The organism is Ruminococcus flavefaciens AE3010, from assembly GCF_000526795.1.
Taxonomy (GTDB): Bacteria; Bacillota; Clostridia; order Oscillospirales; family Ruminococcaceae; genus Ruminococcus; species Ruminococcus flavefaciens_D.
Genome location: NZ_JAGT01000001.1, coordinates 2959717 through 2981389 on the forward strand (window position 1 = coordinate 2959717; position 21673 = coordinate 2981389).

The following is a 21673-nucleotide window of genomic DNA, read 5'->3' on the forward strand; positions in this document are numbered from 1 at the left end:
CGGCTAATGGCTAACGGCTGATAGCTTGGGCGGATAATATCCGCCCCTACAATAGGCTAAAGCCCATATTTAGCTTTGCTAAATATGGGCTTTATATCTCGCCATAAGTGACATAAGGTCGTATTTGCACATTTCGGGCTTGGTCTCCATAAGTCTCTGCTGAGTAACAAGGCAGGGGTTCCTGCGGAACTTGTCGCTGCGCTCTCCCGAGCGCCAGCCTATGGAAGCCATATAGCAGCACCAGCGGCGGTGCTCCAGAGCAGCAAGTCCGTAGGCGAAGCTGTCCTTTTTCAGCTTTTCCAGCACCTCTTCCTCAGAGCCGTTCATCTGCCATGCAGAGCCTGTATACCTCATAAGGGAGCCGTCCCTGCCAAGGAGCTCTTCAAGCTTTTTGGCAAGCTCTGCGCCGTTTTCAGCGGCAAGCTTGGGAATGATATCGTTCTTTACTTCGTCGTGATATGCGGCAGCCTTGCTTGAGGAGCGGCGGAAAAGACGAAGCCTGTTCCACTCCTGCTCGGGGTCCTCGTCGGAGTTGTCAGCAGTGCCTGTTTCGTCAGCGGTTATGAGCTTGATATTGTTGTAGAAGTGGTTGTAATCCTTGGCGCGGCGGTCTACCTCGCGGTTGATTATCATGTCGAGGGTGATGACTATGCTTCTGTCGTCGATAAGGCTTACATCTGCAAGGGAGCTGTTCTCGGCGGAGATATAGCCTGCAAGACGTCTGTCGGTGTCCATGCGCATGAGGATAGGCAGTTTAAGACCGCGCTCGTCAAAGAGCTCCTCAAGCTGTATGGCACAGTGCACGGAAAGGTCGATATTTTCAAGAGCTATGACAGCATAGGTGTATGGCTCGGTGTCAAGCTTGCTGCGTATGGTGTCGTAGAAGCTGAGGTGTGAGATGTTCAGCTCGTGGAAGTTTATTTCCAGAAGTCCGTCTGCGGCGTCACTTTTCATGGTGACTTTGCTGTCGGTCATATCGAAGGTATCGCGGCTGAGCTGATTGAGGAACACAGCCTTTTTAGCCTTGATGTTGCTGTCAAAAACGTCGATGATTATGCGGTTGCTCTCGTGTACCACGCCCAGATTCATTGCCTGCAATACCGCCTGCTGACCAAGCTGACCGAAGCCTGCCACCAGCAGGTGAGCGGTCCAGTCTTTCAGGGGAGTGTCAGTGTCCTTGTATACGGTATGGAGCGGGTGGTCGGAGTACATCTTGTGTATCTGCATCTCGGGAAGTCCCACCAGTTCAAGGTCGAAGAAAGCTTCCGTGCCTGCGGCACTGTTGTAGTACTCGGCGATAAGCCTGCCGATGCCCTCTTCCTCGCACCTGCATGATATCTTAGCTCCCTGTGCAAGCTTTATCCTCTCGGAGGAGTCCTTTTCATTCAGTCGAAAGAGCTGCAAAAGGGAGAAGTTCCTTATGGACGAGCTTTCAAAGAGAATGATGTTGGTCGCTATCTCCAAGCGGGTCTTTGAAAGCAGTGACTGGAGCTCCGACTCAGCCGCTTTGAGTACGTCGGCGTAGTGGACTACATAGCCTGCCTTGTTGAGGCGGTATATCTCCTCGTTGTCGATAGACTCCGTAGTAACGATGTGGATACAGTTTTTCTTCGGGTCGGACTTGTTGTTCTTCAGCATTGACTTTACATCGCTGTTATAGCCGAATACCACAATGTGTCGGCAGTTCTTGTCTCTGCGGAAGAATATGATGAAGCGGAGCAGGCGCTCCAGAAACTTGTATATGAACGAGATAGTGCAGTAGGGCGCGGTGAATACCGCGATACAGTAGGCGTAGCCTATGCACTTGTTGAGAACCGAGGGATTGTCCTTCATAAAGGCGACGGTGTCCTTGATAGTTACCGAAGCCTTGAAGCCGAATGCGTTGATGCTGTTTTGCAGCACCAGCAGCACCTTGAAGAAGGAATCATAATTCTTATAGTATATGATACCCTGTGCAGTTGCTATCAGGAATGACAGCACTGCCAGCAGGAATATCAGCCTTGTCGTATTCTTACGACCTTTGTTATTGCTCATCTGTCATGTCCTTTCAGGCTTCGCCCAGCGCCGAAAGATAAGCCTTTGCGGCGTCGAGGAGCTGCTGTGTGGTGTATATGGGGAACAGACCTGTCTTGTTCCTGCCCTCGTCGCTGATGAATACCTTGTCGGCTGCGGCAGGAGCTGCTGCAAAATCGTCTATCCTGTAGCGAACAGTGAATCTTGCTGTGTCAAGGAGCCATGCCTGAGACTTGTCCCATACGGCGTATACGCGGCTCTTATCAGCAGAGGGCTTTGTTTCAAAGAGCACTGCATTTTCGCTGTTTGATTCGTATATGTCGTTAATGTAATCGTTGGCGAAGTCAAGTCGGCAGCTTCTGCCCGTGAAGCCCTCGGAGTTCATCTCGTAAAGGCATGAGTCACGGCAGAGCACGGCGAATGTATCGTCGGTGACTGCGGCAGCGGAGACAGGCTCCTGACTTGTACCGCTGAGTGAGACCTTGTTTTTCAGCTTGCCTGTATCAACGTCAAAGAGTACCACGGTGCGGTCGCTGAAAAGTACTCCCACTGTGTCGGCGTTCTGCCAGAATATGCGCTGTACCTCGGGACGTGAGTCATCGTTTACATTGTAGTCCAGCTCTATGTGCTGACCCACTGAGAAATCGTGAACGATAAGAGCAGACTTGCCGTCCTCACCGCTGAACTTAGCATATATAGCAGCCTTGCTGCCCGAAACGGCATACATGTTGTTTATTATTTCCCTGTCCGCAGTAAATGAGTCCTCATTCTTTACAGCCCATGTCTTGAAGCTTCCGTCGGGAGATACAAGGACCAGATCCTTTTCGCCGTTGGCTGAATAGTAAGCGCCGTCAGAGACGGGTATGAGCTTCACAGTTGAGCGCAGAGCTGAGGGTGCGTCCTTAACGGTCGCGGCTTTTCCGTCAGCCGTATCTATGCACATGGTCTTGTCATCAATGCTGTAAGTACCGCCCGAGGTCTTTTCGTTGACGTTCACTATGAGCTTACTGCCCACAAATGCAGCGCAGTTTACCTTTAGGTCTTCAAGTGCTGATACCTCGGTGCATGAGCCTGCGACAACATCGTATATGAACAGGTGATAGGTGAGCTTGCTGTCCGATCTGTACTCGCCGTTGGGATAGAATGTGGAGACAACAGCTGCCTTTGTGCCGTCGTCGGATACTGCAAGTACATCGCGGTCGTACATGAACTCTCCCATGTCAATATCGGTGTAGGAGGAGTTCTGCTTGGGGTACTGGATATAGGCTGTATTGGAGTAATTTTCGGCAGTGACATACTTGCCGAGACTGTAGCTGCAAAGGGAGACCTTTGTATCCATGGTCTGCACTCTGTAAGCGGCATTGTCGGCTTCATCGCCTGTTATGTAGCTGTTGAGGCTTACTGCAAATTCCGCGCCGCTGTCAAGAGTGAACATCACCAGACCGTTCTTACTGAACGAAACGTCTACCATTTCGCCGTCAACAGTGATATTCTTTATAAGCTTGCCGTTTTCGTAGTCCACAAAGGAGACAGTGCGGTTGGTGGTCACAGCCAGAACGTCGTGCTCATATTTGGTGTTGCCTGCAGGCATGATGAACATCTTTCCCTTGTTCTGATAGTTCACGGGAACAGCGGTGCTCCACTTTTTCTCCTTCATGTCCTTGTCATAGCGTGTGAACTCGGTGGTAAGATTGAACGCCATGACGCTGCATGCAGCCGTAACAGGCTCGTCGCTGAAAAACTGCAAATAGCAGTTGTTGACGCCTGCGGCAACGGGGAACTTTATCTCTGCTTCGTTTTTGAGACTGAGAGCATGATCCTTTATCTCAAAGGCTTTCAGCTTGTTGTCGTCGCTGCAGGTGTAAACTATGCCGTCGCGTACACCCTTTATTTCAAAGCCGAGGTACAGACCCATAGACTTTTCGTTGAAGTTGAGCTTTACTGTGTCGGTTATCTTGCCTGTTTCGCGGTCGATTATCTCAAGGTAGAAATAGTCTCCCATGATAGCTGTGCCGCTTGTGAGCTCTTTTTTCTCCTGATACATACGCAGAATGTACTGCTCGTCCATGATGATATCATGGTAGGCGAATGCGTTCTCAGACCTTGGAACGCTCCACTTTATCTCGCCTGTTGCGCCGTCGATACGCCAAAGGTCTCTGTCAGAGTTGTATATGTACACGTCGCCGCCTGTGCCGGGCTCGTCCTCTTCGACTGAGTGAACGAAGTAGGTGTATATCTTATTGAATACGGAGCTGTTTTCGTAGGTGACACTGCTTGGGGAGCTTGTATTGGTGAAGTATGTACCTGTCTTGTCGGGACTTACATCGAAGTAAGCCGTCAGCTCGTTGGAGCTTCCCGACTTTGACGCGAACTCGCTGTCGGAAGCTGATATTTTCTTTATGAGCTTGCCTGTCTCGGCGTCCCAGAAGTAAACTCCCGTGGCGTCCTTTGAGACTACGGTTTTGCCGCCGCCCATGAACGACAGCTGCTCCACGGCGCAGTCATGCTTCAATGAGAGCTGAGGTGCCAGCTGAGTGTGATCGAACATGCCCAGTTCACGGGAAAGAGCATACTCCGCTTCGGGAAGTATTGGCTTTTCCTCGCCTGCCGAGGGCAGAGCTGCAACGGCTTTTTTTATGGCGGGGATAAGACTGCTCTCCTTGAAGAGGTTTTCGGACTCCACAGCAAGGTGACCTGCGTTCTCAACGAGGAGCTCGCTGTTCTTGTTCTCAATTTCCTGATTCTGTTCAAGTATCTGGTCGTTCTGCTTCTGTATCTGCTTGTTCTTGCCGCTGATAGTCACAGCCGAAGCAACGCTGATAATGGATATGAGGGAGAGTATTCCCGACACGCCGCCGAAGATACGTCTTCTCTTTGCAGCCTCGCGGCGCTTCTCGCGCTGGAAGAGATCGTTGAAGTCGCAGCCCAGCAGGGGAGCAGCGATACGCAGGTATTCCGTGTTCAGCTTCTTCATGGAGTCCTTCAGGTTGTCTGCAACTATATTGGCAGCAAGGGGCTCAACGTCAACCTTGACCGTGACCTCCTCGCCCTTTTCGTTGGTGGTGGTCACCTCGGCGTAGGTGAGCTCCTCGGGGAAGGACTCGCGGGGATCGCCGTTTACCAGCAGGGTGATAATGTTGGTGTTCTTGTTGTCGTGGAGCTCGCGGAAACGGGTAAGCTCCTGTAAGCACCACTTGGATTCTTTATACTGGGGGGAGCAGATAACGATGAGGTACTCCGACGACTCGATAGCGTTCTTGATTATCTCGCTGAGGTCGCTGCTGGACTGGAGCTCCGAAACATCGCGGAAGATACGCCAGTTTTCTTTTTTAACGCCAAGGGACTTTGGCGGCTTGTAGGCTTCAAGAAGCTTCTGTAATCTCTCTGCCGCCTGCATATCGGGCTCGATATGGCGGTAGCTGATAAAAGCTTTATATTTGTATTCCATCTCAAATCTCCTTATATGTTATTCATATAAGGTTATTGTAGCATATAATCGCAGAAATAGCAATGATTACGGCAAAAAAAATAGCCCCGAGCTTTGGGGCTATATAGCAGTTATTTTATCAGGGATTTTATTCTGTTTTCTGTTTCGACTTGTATTCCATCAAAGTCTCCCTCACTGGCAAATGCGCCACAATCTCCTTTATAGTTACTTCCAGAGCAATATCTACCTACTCCTAATGTATAATATAAAGAAGCTACATTATTTGCAGCAAAATCATATTGACCATTAAATAGGATGTCTTCCATTATATTATTTAATTCCGAATAGTCTCCTGTTGCGTCGCCATTCTTTTTGGCATTTTCTAGCATATTCATGAAATCTCCAATATCCCTATTAAATGTGAATTCGTTGAAATCAACATCGGAATTACATACTTTTTCTACTAAAGAAATATCGTAGAAATATTGTATGCCATCTCGTATATCTGCGTCATTATATCCAGCAAATATTTCACTTAATACTCCATCTTTATAGTTTAGATTTTCATTTAATAAAAGTATTGCAACTTTTGATCCTTTTTCTCCATTTAAATAAATATCTTCTCCATTCCAACCTGTTGTCGATACTCCTCTACCTCTAAATACACAATCATTTAGTTCTTTGGCAAAGTAATTGAATACTTCAGCACTTTGTGTAATGTTTTCCAATGTGTATTCATAGGTTGTGGGCTCTGTTGTTGTCTGCGTTGTTGTGGTGGTTGTCGCGGCTGCTGCTGTTGTCGTTGCTGTGACAGATTCTGTGGGGGCTTCATTGGGGTTCTTTATATATTCAGAAAGATTGAAATAACCGCCGATAGATCTATACGCATAATAGCTCAGTACTATGGAAGCGTCTACCGCGTTTACAAGTCCGTCATCGTTCACGTCCTGAGTGATAAGCTCGTAGTCGCTGGGCTTGTCGGTCGATGTGGAGTACCTTGCATAATTGGAGAGAATTATTGAAGCGTCCACGGCGTTTACTGCGCCGTTGTTGTCGGCGTCCCCAAGATCTAATGCGAATTTGACTTTGCCATTGGTGTAGATTCCTGCGGCGTTTACGCACAGTGCGCTTCCCAGAAGTGCGCCAGCCGAAAGAAATGCGGCAGCTATCCTCTTTAGCATAATGAGTTCCCCCTTTTTGGTAGTATACTATAATTATAGCGTATCTGCGGATTTTGTCAACTGCGCTGTAAAAACAAAATAGCGGCTCACAAAAGTGAACCGCTATAAGAGCTGATGATCGGACTTGAACCGACGACCTACGCCTTACCAATGGCAGAAGTAGCTTTTTACGATTTTTTATAATCTTTCATATATGGCTATATATAGCGAAAAAATAGAATCGGGTTTTGAGCGGATTTTTGCGATTTTTGACTTCTTTTTATATCAACAATGACAGATTAATGACACTTTTTTAGTTGGGGATGAAATGATAAAAGAGGCAAAGTGAAATCTCCTTTGCCTCTTCTTGGTGTTGAGATATTTTTGATATCTTAAATATTATTAGCCCCAAATGCGCTTATCTTCAAGAGCCATTTTTACGCAATCCCAAAGATGTTGTACGTCATCTGAGTCAACTTCTCCCTTATTGAACCTATATCTAAATGTTGAAGGAGAAATGTGCATGTAAGCTGCAACCAACTCGATTGTTAATCCTTGTGAATGAATTTCATTTTTTAATTCATTATAAACGATACGGATCATTGAATATCACTCCTGTTTTATTATTCATCAAATCAAAAGTGTAATCTTTATTATCTCAACACTATGAACCGTACCAAACCACGACTATACACAAAGATTATGATGTTTATATAAAAGCTGTAATTGAAGTTTTTTCAATAACAAGCTTATATATCGTTGTAATTATTAATATTATCCTGTATGCTTTGTGGTATGTATATCAATCTGCTCAGATTTATTATTTTTCTGAGTTATAAACATTCCTTGCAGGATATTTGCTGCTTCTTGATCTGCTTCCTGTACAACGTGCAGATACTTTTGTGTGGTTGAAATATCAGCATGACCAAGTCTGCTTTGCACTGCCTTAATATCTAAGCCACCAAATAAAAGAAATGTTGCAGAACTATGCCTGAGACTATGGAATTTTTTATGAGGCAGATTGTGCTTCTTTAGAAATTTATTGAATTGTGCTCCTGCAGTATGTGGGTGCATTACTGAGCCATCGATTTGGGTGAATAACCAACCTGCTCCATTCCACGCTGTCCCAAGGGATGTTTCTTCCAAGTGTTTCTCTGCTTGTAATAATCGTACAAGTTCAATAACTTCTCTAGGAAGCGTAATCGTTCGTGTTTCGTAGTCTTTCGGCGGTTTTATCGCTATTGGCTGTCCTTTCAGTTTATATATGGAGCGTTCAACAGTCATTTGACAAGTACTATAGTCAAAGTCTGAAAACTTTAAACCTGTGATCTCACCAGCTCTGCAACCACTACATACTGCAATCCATATAAGCACTTGAAACTGTAAACTTTCTTCGTCGAGACAAGAAAGCATCGTTTCCATTTCCTGTTTGTTGAATATTTCTATTTTAGGAGTTGGCACTTTGGGCAATGATAGTCTTTTAGAATCAGCGGGATTATCAGCTATTATATCAAGTTTTACAGCAGTTGCTAGTATACTTTGAAGTATCGTTAATCTGCGGCGGATTGTTGCAGGGGCTAATTTTTTATTACCGTCAATTTCACCATTTCGTTTGCGCTTCGGAACATTCTGGAGCTGATTTACGAACTCTTGAATATGAGTTGGACGAAGTTCCAAAAGCTTAAAGTGTCCTAAAGCAGGTAAGATAAAATCATTAATAGAGCGCTCGTATTCCGCGTGAATTCTTGGAGATAATGAACCTTTTTTTACTTGAAGATACGTCGGTATAAAATCACAAAGTTTCAAACATCTTTGCGAACCAGCAAGTCCTTTCTTAACCTGTTCCTCAAATTCAATTGCTATAGTTTGAACTTCTTTTATAGCTCTCTTTTCTGACATGCATTCAGGAACTTTCCATGTCATACTTTTAAACCGTTGCTTTCCATATAAATCATATCCGTCACTAACTCGAATACGGAAAGATATTAGACGGCCATCAATATTACGATTTTCTGTTATATTAGCCATATCCAAGCTCCTTTCAATTAATATAATATACCAGTATGTATATTTACAAATGTTTCTCTATTATTATATACTATTAATGATGCTGTGTCAAGTAGCGACATCATTATGATAAATACTAATCTTTATGATTATGATAATATCATATACAGAGGTGATTTATATGTCAAAAGAATTATTAATGTTGGCGGATCGGATTAAACAAATGCGAGAAGGAGCTGACTTAACTCAAGCCGAGCTTGCAAGAAAACTGGCACTTTCTCGTTCGGCAATTAACTCTTGGGAAATGGGACTATCTATTCCGACGCCACAATATATTATCGAACTTTCAAAGATATTCAATGTATCCACTGATTATATTCTCGGTAGAAACATAACTTCTACTATTTCGGTGACAGGCCTTACTGATGAGCAGATAACTGCGGTTATGCACGTGGTTGAATGCTTCCGAGATGCTAATAAATAACGAAATGTATTGCTAAAAACATCTTCGAAAAAGTTTTCAACATATGAGGGAGTTTTCAACAATAAAAAATGTAAAAAAAACCTTATATATTAGCAGAGCAAAATATGAGATGCGAATCATATACTCTTAAACTTTAGGACTATATGCTCAATTTTCAATATCTGACTTAGGTATAATGCTCATATTTACTAATATTGGAGGTTTGGGTTATGATGAGATTAATTAGAAGAAATGTTTTGGCTACAACATCCATCGACAATGATTCGACTGCTGAAAGTAGCGAAACAGTTTCTATTGATAAGGTTAGAGAACTTCTTCAGCAAGTTAAACAGCTTAAGAAATGTAGGTTGAATTTTAGGCTCAAAAGAGATGGAAACATCGTTTTGCGAGTTGATGATATTACGTATCAGACTATAGATGATTAAGGAGGGAAGTAAGGGATTATTCTATCGCATGTAATAATACACAGTACTTTGCGCGCGCATAAATATTAAAATACTACGTATTCTGTGCGAGATAATCCCTAGTATCCCCTTGGAAGATGGTCAAATCAATTGACCAAAAGATTGCTAGTCCTATGCACAAAGCTTACATATGCTATTACAATCATTCTATGAAAGCTATTCAATAGGAAATTCCATAGCAGCTCTAAGCTTAAAAAAGCGTTTAAGTTGTGACTTGTTTTGAATAAGCTTCGGCAAAGACTCCAATATTTCATCTTCGCTTTCAGCATGGAGTAGATCGTGTACTTCTTGGCTAACGAGAACAAGATTTTTATATCTGTCTGTGCCTCCTTTGTTAATAGGAATTATATGATGGAAGTATACTTCGTCAGTGCTAAGGAATTGCTTTGTGACATAACATTTACCATGCTGCATAGCATAGATTGCTAATCGGTTATCGTAATATTCAGTACTTGCATTAGGTATTCTTGCCTCGGCAAGATCATGAAGTACTTTCAAAGTGTTCTCACTAAACCGCAGGCTATTATGAAAAGACTTTCTGCCTTGGGATGTATACGGACAAGCATCAGAATCATGCTTAATAGGAGCACGGTAGCTAATGTATCCTATAGGGCAAATTGGAATCCCTTTGAAGAACCTTAGCATGCTACTTTCTCCATATGCTTTTGCAATGCTTGCATTACTAATCTCACCATTGCATCTCAATCCTGTAAAATACTTATTCATCAGATTATCAATCTGAACTTGAATAGACATACAATTGCTCTGAATATCAGTTGCGATATCAAAGTAACCATGTATGCCACGTACCATGGAATTGAATATATTGATTTGATTAGCCTGCTCCGAATCCTTGCTTCTATGTATATTATGTATTTGCTCTATCAGTTTTGCTGATATATTATGAAGTGCTTTATCAGACATATTGGACTCAACCACATATACATCTGATTTCTTAACAGCCTTTATCTTAAACCCGAGAAATTCAGAATAATGTCTTTTAAGATTAGTTATCTTAGACTTCTGTAGGTTTACCTCTAGTTTAAGAACTTTAGCCAACCATGTTGTAACAGCTTTATAAATAGACTCAGCTTCACTGCGGCTTCTGCACAGCACCTTAAAGTCATCTGCGTAGCGAATATAACATATTCCTTTGGGAACCATTTCATGGAATTTTCGACAGGCGGAACTATCATTCGTTTCCTCATGACATTCTACAGTATCATGTGTACTGATATGCTGAGCAAACATCAGATCAAGATCGTTAAGTACGACGTTTGCAAGAAGTGGAGAAAGAATACCTCCTTGGGGAGTTCCCTTTGAAGGATGTATGACTTCACCATTTGGCAATAAGACAGGAGCTTTAAGAATTGCCTTGATAACAGACAAAAGCTTTTTATCCCTGATGCCTAACCGCCATAACTGACGTATTAACTTCGAGTGACTGACGTTATCAAAGAATGATTTCAAATCAACATCTACTGCATACATGAGATTATCGTTCTGTATTGCGTTATAGCATTGTGCTATAGCATGTTCAGCAGAGCGGTTAATTCTAAAGCCATAGCTGTATTCCTGAAATTTAGCTTCGCATATTGGCTCTAAGACTTGAAGAATGCATTGCTGCGCAAATCTATCGAAAATAGTTGGAATGCCTAAAGGTCGATTTGACCCATCGGGCTTAGGTATAAAACAGCGTCTGATAATTTGCGGCTTGTAAAGCATAAATCTATTTTGAATGTACTTAACCAGTTTTTTCGGCTGGAAGACGTTTGATATATTCAATATCTAAACCGTCAATTCCACTACATATGCTGCCATCGTTGGTCTTGGTATTTCTGTAGGCTAACAAGATGTTTCTCCGGCTAGTAATGAGGCTCATAAGATCTTTAAAGACTGTGCCTCTTTTACTCCTACCATACAGATTATCAAAAACTTCGAGCATGCCGTAGTATTCCGAATTTCTGGTTCTTTGATGCTTCATCACAGGCAACCATCGCCTTTCGTTTTGATTTTTCTCAGATTAAGAATTATTAATCTTAAAGCTATGATTAGCGCATCAAATCGCCCCGCTCACCCTTCTATGGCCGTGAGCGGACTAAATAAATCATCCAATGGAACCACCCCCTTTACGGAAATATTTATCTTCAGACTATGCCGAGTATGTATTTCCGATGAAGTGCTAATATGGTTGAGCTGCACTCTGCAATCTCAGTATAATCAGAGCATATATAACCTGTCATCACGAAAAATCGACCGCATTCATACATCTCAACCTTTCCTCTTCGTCGGCCATACGGTGGCAGATTACCTTTGCAGATAATATGAATTCCGTTGCCTGACTGGGATATTTCGGCATATGATTTCAGTTGATTGACGAACTCATATACAATGTTATTAGTTCCGCCGCGAAGGTAATCTTTGAGTGCCTCAGGGCATTCATCGATATCAACGCCGAAAAATGGACTTCGTTCAAACTCGAAACCGACACCATTATACTTTGAAGCTGCTTTTAAGGCGGTATCATAATCGCTCCATGTCTGTGGATCATTTGACTTAGCATATCTTCCTGTTTTGGGGTTAATAGGTAACTTTTTGATGCCTGAATGGGTATTCACGTCAGGCTTTCCTTCCCAACATACCCAATTTGGATATTCCTTCATTTCATTTGGTATGTAATGCATATAAATCCTCCTTTATAATTTGAAGATGTTGTGGGTGGCGTATGTGTCTGAACTGATCAAAGTTGATTTGTTAAAATAATCAACAACGCTCTGTGCGTTGATCAGTATTTTTCTGCCTGCACGAACAGCTCGTACTTTACCTGTAAGGGCAAGCTGGCGTGCATGATGCTGTGCTATCCCGAATTTTGTAGCAGTCTGTCTGACAGTAAGCATTTCGGGAATATGAGCTTGTTCTAATTGGTCTTTCGGAGAATATATAGTTTTCTCCATCCTTCATCCCTCCTTGTGCTTGTACTAAGTATAAAGTCTATTGGCTTTAGATTATACTTAATTATACCTGACCATATCCCGTGGTCAGGTTTTTTATTAATTGGAGCCGGATAGTACATCAATGATGTGTAAAATCCGTTGCTTCTCGGCTAAGGGCAATTCAACGCGAAGCATTCGAGTGAGGCTTGATTCTGATTTTTCTAATGCAGTGGCAATCTGCCACAGAAAAATGCCGTGTTCTTTAGCGTAATCGCGAATTTCTTTATTAGCCATTGTTTTCACTTCCTTTCAATTTATTAAGGGCTTGACAAATTGCGGCGCTTGTGGTATAATGGCAGTGATGATGACGATCGGTATCATAGCTTAATATCACATTACCGATCGGATTCGCCGGTGAGATTAGTATATCATCATCATTTCACCCTGTCAATAGGTTACACCAAATCTACGCAAATCCGTTATTTAATTGAAAGGAAAGATTTCAGATGGATAGCTTTAGTGAAAAAATCAGAGGTTTACGGAAGGAAAGAAATAAAACGCAGCGTGAAGTTGCGGAAGCAATTGGAACAGATCAGCAGACTTTGAGGCGTTATGAACATGGAGATAGGCGACCGGATATAGAGATACTCTCAAGGCTAGCTAATTATTTTAACGTTTCTACTGATTATTTACTCGGTCTGACTGACTATAACACATTAAGCATTGAAGAACGAAACGCTTGTGAATATATCGGTTTAAGTAAAGAAACCATACAAGCACTTCTGTTCTGGTCGAAAAGTGACGAATTAAAAGCTATGAAAGATGTTGTATCCGAAATAATAAAAAGAATTACTCCCGATTTTATAGAGGCTTTTTTTGATTATCGCAGTGATGAATATGAAAAAGAACGTATAAGTTATAAATTATTAGAGATCTATTGCAAAGAAAATAAACTTAAAAATATTTCATCAATTTATAATCTATCACCTCAAGATAGATTCACATTAGAAAAGATCGTAAATGAAGCTCTTGATAATTATGGAATCGATTCAGCTCAAAGTAGCTTTAAGTTTGATAAAATGCTAAAGGAACTGATTTTTAATATGCCACTCGATAATTCCTATTTAGAAGATAGAAAAAATTTTTCTGATGAAGATATCATGATTGCATATAATATAATTACTACAAAACATGATTATAAAAAAGAATTTGAAGATATTACGGCTGGTAGAGTTAATAAAAATAATAAACCTTTCATTAGTAAAAAACTGTTTTAGTGAGTCTATTCACCTATACTCTTTTTTTGAGATAATAAAGATATAGATTTCTTGGCTTTAATGGTCATATAAAATGATTACCTTAGTATGCATAAAAAACCGCAAGAGGCATTATTAATTACCTCTTGCGGTTTTCTTAGCTTAATTTATATTACCAACTGTGTGAGAGTGCTTAACGATATAATACCAGTCTTTATTCGAATGGTGGCTCAGATTTTATTAGTACATTTTAATGTTTGTTCGCGAACCAGTTTATAGGCTCGATAAAAGCAATGCAACAAATATTAACATTATTGTAATGAATTTAGATAGAAATTGTGCTATAATTAGAAAAATATATGTTATAATTCTACTAACGTATATAAAACAAAAATCCTTGCTCATAAGCAAGGATTGAAGCACAACACTTGTGCGAACGGTAAAACCGAACGATTTGAAAAAATTTTTATTTGAACTCGTAGTGTAATTTTATAGGGTAGTAATTCCTATATTTTTATATTACCATAAAAAAGGAGGTTTGTCAAGTGGCAAATGATAAAACATATTTAGGACTGGATATAGGTACAGATTCAGTAGGCTGGGCAGTAACAGATGGAGAATACAAGCTAAAAAAATTCAGGAATAACCTTATGTGGGGAGTACATCTCTTTGATGAAGCGCAGCAATCAGCTGAAAGAAGGTCATTCAGAACGGCTCGCCGCAGACTTGACAGACGTCAGCAGCGCATAAAGCTTCTACAGGACTTTTTTGCGGCTGAAATACTGAAAAAAGATGAGAAATTCTTCCATAGATTGAAGGAAAGCTCCTTACTTCCTGAGGACTCGGAGAACAGAAAGAAAAATACATTTTTTGATGATAAAAACTATGGTGATAAAGAATACTATAAGGAATACCCAACAATTCACCATCTTATCTGCGAACTGATGGATAGCAATGAACCACATGATGTAAGGCTGGTTTATTACGCCTGCGCTTATTTGCTTGCTCATAGAGGCCATTTTCTTTTTAATGTAAACAAAGATAAAATTGATCGGATTACTGAATTCAAGCCGATATATACTAATTTTTATAACGCTTTAATCGATATTGTAGAGACTGCTCCTTTCGATGAAAATGCAGACGGCATGGCTGAAATATTAAAAAAGCATATTTCAGTAACTAACAAAGACAAAGAACTTAAAGAACTGCTTTTTGGTGGAAAGGTTCCTAAAGCAGAAGACGAATCTAATATTGTAATTAAATATGATCAACTGACAAAGATAATAAGTGGTGGTACCGTTAAGATGTCGGATTTGTTCTGCAATGAGGACTACAAGGAGCTTGAAAAGAACTCTGTATGTGTTAAAAATGCCGATTTTTCCGATACTCTTGATATGCTCACAGGACAGGTAGATGAGCTGCATTTATGCCTTATTGCGAGTATAAAGGCAATGTATGACTGGTCACTGTTAGTTGAGATCCTCGCTGGAAATAAGATGATTTCAATATCAAAAGTTGAGATTTTTGATAGGCACAAATCAGACCTGCAGGAGCTAAAATACTTTGTCCGCACTTATCTTACAAAAAAAGAATATGATGCGATATTCCGTGAAATATCCGATAAATCAAATTATGTGAGCTATGTCTATAATGCTCCATCGGAAAATGAAAGAAACAAGTATAAGAAATGCTCACAGGAGGATTTTTGCAAGTTCTTGAAAACATATCTTGAAAGTATAAAGCCTGTATATGAAGATAATGAACGCTTTGAAGAGTTACTGAAAAAGTGTCAAAACGGAGAATTATGTCCTAAACAGGTCACTACCGATAACCGTGTTATTCCATATCAACTATATTACGCAGAACTAAAAAAAATTTTAGATAATGCTTGCAATTACTTGCCGTTTCTCAATGAAAAGGACGAATACGGTACTGTTGCTGATAAGATACTAAGTATAATGGAGTTTAGAATTCCATACTATACAGGACCATTAGTAGTAAGTGACAAAAGCAAAAATGCATGGATAGTGCGTAAGGCTGAAGGAAAGATATATCCATGGAATTTTAAGCAAATAATAGATGAAGATGCCTCTGAAAACGAATTTATACGTCGTATGACCTGTAAATGCACATATCTCGCGGGAGAAGAAGTGCTACCGAAGTATTCATTGCTTTACAGTAAATACACAGTTCTGAACGAGATAAATAACATCAAAGTCAATGGAGTGCCTATAACGGTTGAACAGAAACAGAAGCTGTATCAAGATATGTTTGTTTCTTCAAATAGGAAACTAACTAAAAAGCGTATAGCTGAATACTTCAAGTCTATTGGTGTATACAAAGGTGAAATTGAAATAAGCGGTGTTGATGATAATATTAAATCATCGTTGAAGTCCTATCATGATTTCAAACAGCTATTAGAGAATGGTGTGCTCAGTGAAAACGATGTTGAAAGAATTATTGAACGCATAACTGTTACAACAGATACAAAACGTTTGAAAAACTGGCTTGAAGAGAACTTCAAACATATTTCCAATGAAGATATAAAGTATATTTCAAAGTTGAAATATAAAGACTACGGCAGACTTTCGAGACGTTTTCTTGAAGAAATACTGCCAATTGATGATAAAACAGCAGAAGTACTCGACGAGAAGAATATAATATCTATGCTTTGGGAGTCAAACAATAATCTTATGGAACTATTAAGTTCCAATTATGGCTATTCTAAGGCAGTTGAAGTATCTAATAAGTATTATTATGCTTTACCTGAGAATCAAAAAAGCATAAGTGAACAGCTAAAGGATATGTATATCCCCACCGCGGTAAGACGTTCTGTTACACGAACTATCGATATTGTCAAAGAACTGAAAACAATACTAAAAAAAGCTCCAGACAAGATATTCATCGAAATGGCAAGGGGAGAGGGAGAAACACCCAAAGGAAAGCGTGCTCAGTCGCGCCGTGATCTTATATCCCAAATTCTTGATGATGCAGATGCGGATAATATTCCTGAGCTAAAAAATAAGCTTGACAGTATAGATGATGGAAAGCTTCGCAGTGAAAAGTATTATCTGTATTTTATGCAGCTGGGTAAGTGTGCATATACTGGAAAAGCTATTAGTTTTGAAGATCTTGAAGATAACCATAAATGGAATATCGACCATATTTGGCCCCAGGCTAAAATAAAGGACGACAGCCTCGATAACAAAGTGCTTGTTGACACAAATACTAATGGCGCTAAAGGTGATAGCTATCCTATCAGCTCGGATATCCGTGAGAAAATGCAGGGATTCTGGCATAGCCTGCACAAAAAGGGGCTTATGAGCGAAAAGAAGTTTTCTCGCCTTATCCGAAACACCCCGTTTTCAGAAGAAGAACTATCGGGTTTTATTGCTAGACAGCTAGTAGAAACAAGACAGTCCACTAAAGCCGTTGCCACATTACTGAAGGAGCTTTTCCCTGATACAGATATCGTATATGTTAAAGCAGGACTTGTTTCTGAATTCAGACATGAAATGGATATGCTGAAATGCCGCGAAATAAATGATCTTCACCACGCCAAGGACGCTTATCTCAATATAGTTATGGGTAATGTTTATGACACCAAGTTCACAAAATCTCCGCTGAACTTCGTACAAAGCGGCGAACGTTATTCTATGAAGCTTTTTAAGAAAGATCAAAATGGTAAGGAAAGCGGTCTGCTTACAGGAAAGGTCCAACGTGGTGATACAATCGCATGGGATCCAGCCGTTTCGTTTAAGACAGTGCGGGATATGATGGCCAAAAACAGTATCAGGTATGTGAAGTATACCTATAAACGCAAGGGTGGTCTTTTCAATCAGATGCCCGAACGCAAAAAGGAAGGACTTGTTCCACGCAAAATTGGACTTGATACTTCAAAATATGGTGGATATAACAATACAACCGCTTCATACTTTTCAATTGTAAAATATAATAAAAACTCTATTGTTATAATTCCAATCGAAACAATGTATGCAAAACGTTTTGAAATTGATATTGATTTTGCTATGAATTATGCAGCTGATACTTTGTCGAGTATTCTTTCGGAGGTGATTACTGCTGATATGGTATCAATGCCAATGAAAAACAGAGCATTAAAAATAAATACACTTTTAGAGATAGATGGGTTTAGATGTAATATAGTACAGAAATCTAATAAAGGACGAACTCTTGTCATCGCTTCTTCAGAATCTCTTATTGTGCCACCAGAAAGCTATAACTACATAAAAAAGATATGTTCATTTCTTGAAAAAAGTGAAAAAGGAAAGAAATACGGCGTTAATAGCTATTCTGGTATCAATTCCGATTCGAATATTGAGCTATTTGATCTTTTGGTCAGAAAAATGTTAAGCAAACCATTTAATAATATTTTGCAAAAGATTGGAGAAAAGATTTCAAAACAACGTGAGACATTTATCGGACTTGATGTTACGAAACAAACTATCGCTCTTTATAATATAATGATGTTAATGAAAACAGGAAGATCAACAGGTTGTGATCTTAAGGCTGTAAATGAAAGTGGTCAAGCAGGTGTAATAACTATGAATTCTGATCTTTCAAAGATTAAAGGAAAGAAAATAATTAGAATCATCGACCAATCTCCTACAGGACTTTATGAAAAGAAGTCAGTGAACCTATTTGAGTTATGAGCTTGCGTACAGTAGTTATATCCAAAAGGGCAAAACTCGATATGAAAATGGGATATCTCGTAGTAAGGAGTGAAGATGATACATATAGAATAAACCTTGACGAGATATCCGTTCTCATAATCGAGAACACAGCAATATCAATTACTGGTTGCCTTATTTCTGCTCTTACTGATAAAAAAGTCAAAGTTATATTCTGCAATGAAAAGCGCGATCCAACCTGTGAACTTGTTTCTTTGTACGGAAGTCACGATACATCTGCAAAACTTAGAAAACTAATAAAATGGGATAGGGTAGTAAAACTTCCGTTGGAGCGCTTGCCGTATATAAGATGTTTGAGAGTAGTGTAATTTTTATAGAGTAGTAAAACCGCTGAATAAAAGAACGTCAAAAAAGGGCAGTTTGAGAGTAGTGTAATTTTATAGGGTAGTAAAACGCTGAATGTGTGGGATTTATTATGAAGTCCGTTTGAGAGTAGTGTAATTTTATAGGGTAGTAAAACCAGGTTCTTTCCTGCTTGTGCATCTGAGGTGTTTGAGAGTAGTGTAATTTTATAGGGTAGTAAAACCTTGCCACTGGCTAACATCTATAATTTTGGTTTGAGAGTAGTGTAATTTTATAGGGTAGTAAAACCCTGTCGTTTGCTTGAAAAGAATAATTAAGGTTTGAGAGTAGTGTAATTTTATAGGGTAGTAAAACCGTTGCAACCATTGCAACGGTGATTATCAAGTTTGAGAGTAGTGTAATTTTATAGGGTAGTAAAACGGACGGTCTTAAAATAGCCAATCCGTGCCCGTTTGAGAGTAGTGTAATTTTATAGGGTAGTAAAACAAAACACTCAGCACAAATTACATTGATATTGTTTGAGAGTAGTGTAATTTTATAGGGTAGTAAGACTAGTATTACCTTTCCAACTTCGTTACAAGTGTTTGAGAGTAGTGTAATTTTATAGGGTAGTAAAACTACTGCTGACTATAGATCGCGGCTGGCGGGTTTGAGAGTAGTGTAATTTTATAGGGTAGTAAAACCATTGACACTGTATTCAAAATCCTTCAGTGTTTGAGAGTAGTGTAATTTTATAGGGTAGTAAAACTGCACGTAATGCTAAAACACAGCAAGAGGTGTTTGAGAGTAGTGTAATTTTATAGGGTAGTAAAACCATCTTAAATGGTGGCGAAATCACAGCTTCGTTTGAGAGTAGTGTAATTTTATAGGGTAGTAAAACGTAAGACCAGAGCCCAGAACATCGAACAGGTTTGAGAGTAGTGTAATTTTATAGGACGGAGAGTATAACTATAAGTAAATGTAACATTTAGAGGTACTATCAAAATGTAACAACGAGAAGTGATGCTCATTATGTAGATTTCCGAATTTCCTTAAATACCGTTGACTTCCATGAATAGTAGTGCTATTATATAATTGCAACATATAAACGAATGTTTAAAAGTTACGAATATATAATAGAGGAGATGTCGTTATGGCTAATAGAGTGTATAGTTATGTGAGAGTAAGCACACAAAAGCAGAATGTACAAAGGCAGATTGATAATATCATGGCATATCTTAAAGGTGAGAGTTCGATTCAGTTTGAGGATAAATACACAGGAACTACATTGAGCCGTCCGGAGTTTGAAAAGCTTTTAAAGGCAGTGGATAAGGATATAGCCAAGGGCGACAATGTTACAATCGTATTTGATAGTGTATCACGAATGAGCCGTAACGCAGCTGAGGGAATCGAACAGTATTTTGCGTGGTATAATAAAGGCGTGGAGCTTGTGTTTTTGAATGAGAGATACATTGATACATCAGTATTCAAGGCGACTTTGGAGAAACAAATAGCATCAGTCTCGGACACAGGCGATAAAGCAACAGATAAATTTATAAATTCTATTATTGCTGCATTAGAGGATTATCAAAGGGATTTAGCGATAAAACAGATAGAGCTCGCTTTTGAGCAGGCGCAAAAGGAAGTTGATGACCTGCGAAAGAGGACAGCACAGGGAATGGCAGCAAAGGGAGCAGGTGACAAGATCAGAGCAGCAAGAACAGGGCAAAAGTTCGTAACAATAAAAAGCTATGAGCTTAGAATTGCTATTTTAAAGGAACTCAAAATGTTTGGCGGTGCTCTTAATCATACACAGTTTGCAAAGCAGCATGACATATCACGAATGACTTTGTATAGGTATCTTGAAGAGATACAATTAGATATGGAGTGTTCAAGTTGTACCCCAAAACAGCAAATTGCATTTTATCGTGATAGAATAAAGGCGTGGCAGAATAAATAAAGAAAACAGGCGACTATCTTATGGTGATAGTCGCCTTTATTATACATGTGGAACTTCTATATTTTTTAGCAGAATATGAGGTTTGGTTATGGCCCAAGGATACGGCCACATACAGCAGTATCATATTTTAAATTTGTCGGCTGTATCATTTTTTCTGCCACCTTTGACCATAAGCAGGATCAAAAGGACAAGTAATATCGGTGCAGCGATTACAGGAGCTACAATAAGCGGCGATACAATAAATACATCGTTTGCAATATAAGTTTTGTATTCCTCTTTAGTCTCAACTCTGACACCTCTGACGAGAAGCCTGTGTGAATTCACGCCATATGGAGTACATGTAAATAGCGTACAATAGTCCTTATTTGGATCAATTGCAAGGTCATCGATCTCATACGGCTTAACTACCTTTATCTGATCCACCTGATACGTTAAAACTTCGGACATTACTGTAATACGAAAAATGTCACCTTGTTCCATTTTGTCAAGATCGGTGAACAGCCTTGCACTGGGAAGTCCGCGATGTCCCGAAAGGACGGAATGTGTTCCTTTGCCACCCACAGGAAGACTTGTTCCCGGAAGATGTCCTGCTGCGACCTGTAAAACATCGTCATCTACGCTGTGATATATTGGCAGTTCCACCTTTATCTTTTCTATCGTAATATATCCCATTGTACCTGTACCTGTAATATCAAGAGTATTTCTATATCCAGGTATTATATCAGGTTCCAGTATAGGACTTTCAGCAGATAACAGTTTTCTATTGTATTCATTTGCTGCTTCAATTATCTGGTCGTGCTGTTCATTGCTCATAGAATCAGATATATCGTTATAAACCTGTATAGCCTTTGATTGATGCAAAGCATTTATATGCTCGCTTACCGTAGGATACAATATAAGAACTAAACCTATGATCAATGCCACAAAAGGCAGCGACTTTATTATGATACGCTTCATCAAAAGCTCCTTGTATTAAGT

At 40.0% G+C, this 21673-nt stretch carries 17 protein-coding genes and 1 CRISPR repeat array; of the genes, 6 read left to right on the plus strand and 11 right to left on the minus strand.

Going from position 1 to position 21673, the window contains the following annotated elements; translation table 11 throughout:
• Positions 1-78: 78 nt before the first annotated feature.
• The 5 genes from N774_RS0113145 to N774_RS0113165 form a co-directional block, all read right to left on the minus strand.
• Positions 79-2034, minus strand: a complete 1956-nt coding sequence (locus N774_RS0113145) for a hypothetical protein (RefSeq protein WP_024861684.1) — start codon at positions 2032-2034, stop codon at positions 79-81.
• Positions 2035-2047: 13 nt separating this feature from the next.
• Complete coding sequence (locus N774_RS0113150) at positions 2048-5461, minus strand: TIR domain-containing protein (protein WP_024861685.1); 3414 nt, start codon at positions 5459-5461, stop codon at positions 2048-2050.
• A 110-nt stretch (positions 5462-5571) separates the two neighbouring features.
• Positions 5572-6621: a dockerin type I domain-containing protein gene (locus N774_RS0113155; protein ID WP_024861686.1), complete on the minus strand. Its 1050-nt coding sequence runs from the start codon at positions 6619-6621 to the stop codon at positions 5572-5574.
• Positions 6622-7002: 381 nt separating this feature from the next.
• On the minus strand, positions 7003-7203 hold the full coding sequence (locus N774_RS0113160) for a helix-turn-helix transcriptional regulator (RefSeq protein ID WP_024861687.1): 201 nt from the start codon (positions 7201-7203) through the stop codon (positions 7003-7005).
• Between the two features lie 171 nt (positions 7204-7374).
• Positions 7375-8628, minus strand: a complete 1254-nt coding sequence (locus N774_RS0113165; RefSeq protein WP_024861688.1) for a tyrosine-type recombinase/integrase — start codon at positions 8626-8628, stop codon at positions 7375-7377.
• Positions 8629-8788: 160 nt separating this feature from the next.
• On the opposite strand from N774_RS0113165, the gene N774_RS0113170 reads away from it, so the two are divergent.
• Together N774_RS0113170 and N774_RS0113175 are read left to right on the plus strand one after the other, a co-directional pair.
• Positions 8789-9091, plus strand: coding sequence for a helix-turn-helix domain-containing protein (locus N774_RS0113170; protein ID WP_242836628.1), 303 nt, complete (start codon positions 8789-8791; stop codon positions 9089-9091).
• Positions 9092-9300: 209 nt separating this feature from the next.
• Entirely contained in the window at positions 9301-9516 is a 216-nt protein-coding gene (locus tag N774_RS0113175) for a hypothetical protein (protein ID WP_024861690.1), read from the plus strand.
• 195 nt (positions 9517-9711) lie between these two features.
• Here the strand turns inward: N774_RS0113175 and ltrA are convergent, their stop codons facing one another.
• From ltrA to N774_RS19505, 5 genes are all read right to left on the minus strand, one after another.
• On the minus strand, positions 9712-11280 hold the full coding sequence (gene ltrA, locus N774_RS17510) for a group II intron reverse transcriptase/maturase (RefSeq protein ID WP_155250395.1): 1569 nt from the start codon (positions 11278-11280) through the stop codon (positions 9712-9714).
• Positions 11281-11299: 19 nt separating this feature from the next.
• Positions 11300-11539: a hypothetical protein gene (locus tag N774_RS19230; RefSeq protein ID WP_155250396.1), complete on the minus strand. Its 240-nt coding sequence runs from the start codon at positions 11537-11539 to the stop codon at positions 11300-11302.
• A 163-nt stretch (positions 11540-11702) separates the two neighbouring features.
• Complete coding sequence (locus N774_RS0113185; protein WP_024861691.1) at positions 11703-12239, minus strand: hypothetical protein; 537 nt, start codon at positions 12237-12239, stop codon at positions 11703-11705.
• A 12-nt stretch (positions 12240-12251) separates the two neighbouring features.
• Positions 12252-12509, minus strand: coding sequence for a helix-turn-helix domain-containing protein (locus N774_RS0113190; RefSeq protein WP_024861692.1), 258 nt, complete (start codon positions 12507-12509; stop codon positions 12252-12254).
• 96 nt (positions 12510-12605) lie between these two features.
• Positions 12606-12782: a hypothetical protein gene (locus N774_RS19505; RefSeq protein WP_196231554.1), complete on the minus strand. Its 177-nt coding sequence runs from the start codon at positions 12780-12782 to the stop codon at positions 12606-12608.
• A gap of 212 nt (positions 12783-12994) precedes the next feature.
• On the opposite strand from N774_RS19505, the gene N774_RS18400 reads away from it, so the two are divergent.
• From N774_RS18400 to N774_RS0113210, 4 genes are all read left to right on the plus strand, one after another.
• Positions 12995-13765, plus strand: a complete 771-nt coding sequence (locus N774_RS18400) for a helix-turn-helix domain-containing protein (RefSeq protein WP_024861693.1) — start codon at positions 12995-12997, stop codon at positions 13763-13765.
• Between the two features lie 524 nt (positions 13766-14289).
• Positions 14290-18414 carry a type II CRISPR RNA-guided endonuclease Cas9 gene (cas9, locus tag N774_RS0113205; RefSeq protein ID WP_024861694.1) on the plus strand — a complete coding sequence of 1375 codons (4125 nt, stop codon included), beginning with the start codon at positions 14290-14292 and terminating at the stop codon, positions 18412-18414.
• Between the two features lie 2 nt (positions 18415-18416).
• Positions 18417-18761, plus strand: a complete 345-nt coding sequence (locus N774_RS20145) for a CRISPR-associated endonuclease Cas1 (RefSeq protein WP_431767936.1) — start codon at positions 18417-18419, stop codon at positions 18759-18761.
• Positions 18762-18811: 50 nt separating this feature from the next.
• A CRISPR array of direct repeats spans positions 18812-19636; the repeat unit is 36 nt; unit sequence GTTTGAGAGTAGTGTAATTTTATAGGGTAGTAAAAC.
• A gap of 252 nt (positions 19637-19888) precedes the next feature.
• Positions 19889-20695, plus strand: a complete 807-nt coding sequence (locus tag N774_RS0113210) for a recombinase family protein (RefSeq protein ID WP_024861695.1) — start codon at positions 19889-19891, stop codon at positions 20693-20695.
• Positions 20696-20815: 120 nt separating this feature from the next.
• Here N774_RS0113210 and N774_RS0113220 read toward each other — a convergent pair whose 3' ends face one another.
• Positions 20816-21652, minus strand: a complete 837-nt coding sequence (locus tag N774_RS0113220; protein WP_024861696.1) for a class C sortase — start codon at positions 21650-21652, stop codon at positions 20816-20818.
• Between the last annotated feature and the right edge of the window lie 21 nt (positions 21653-21673).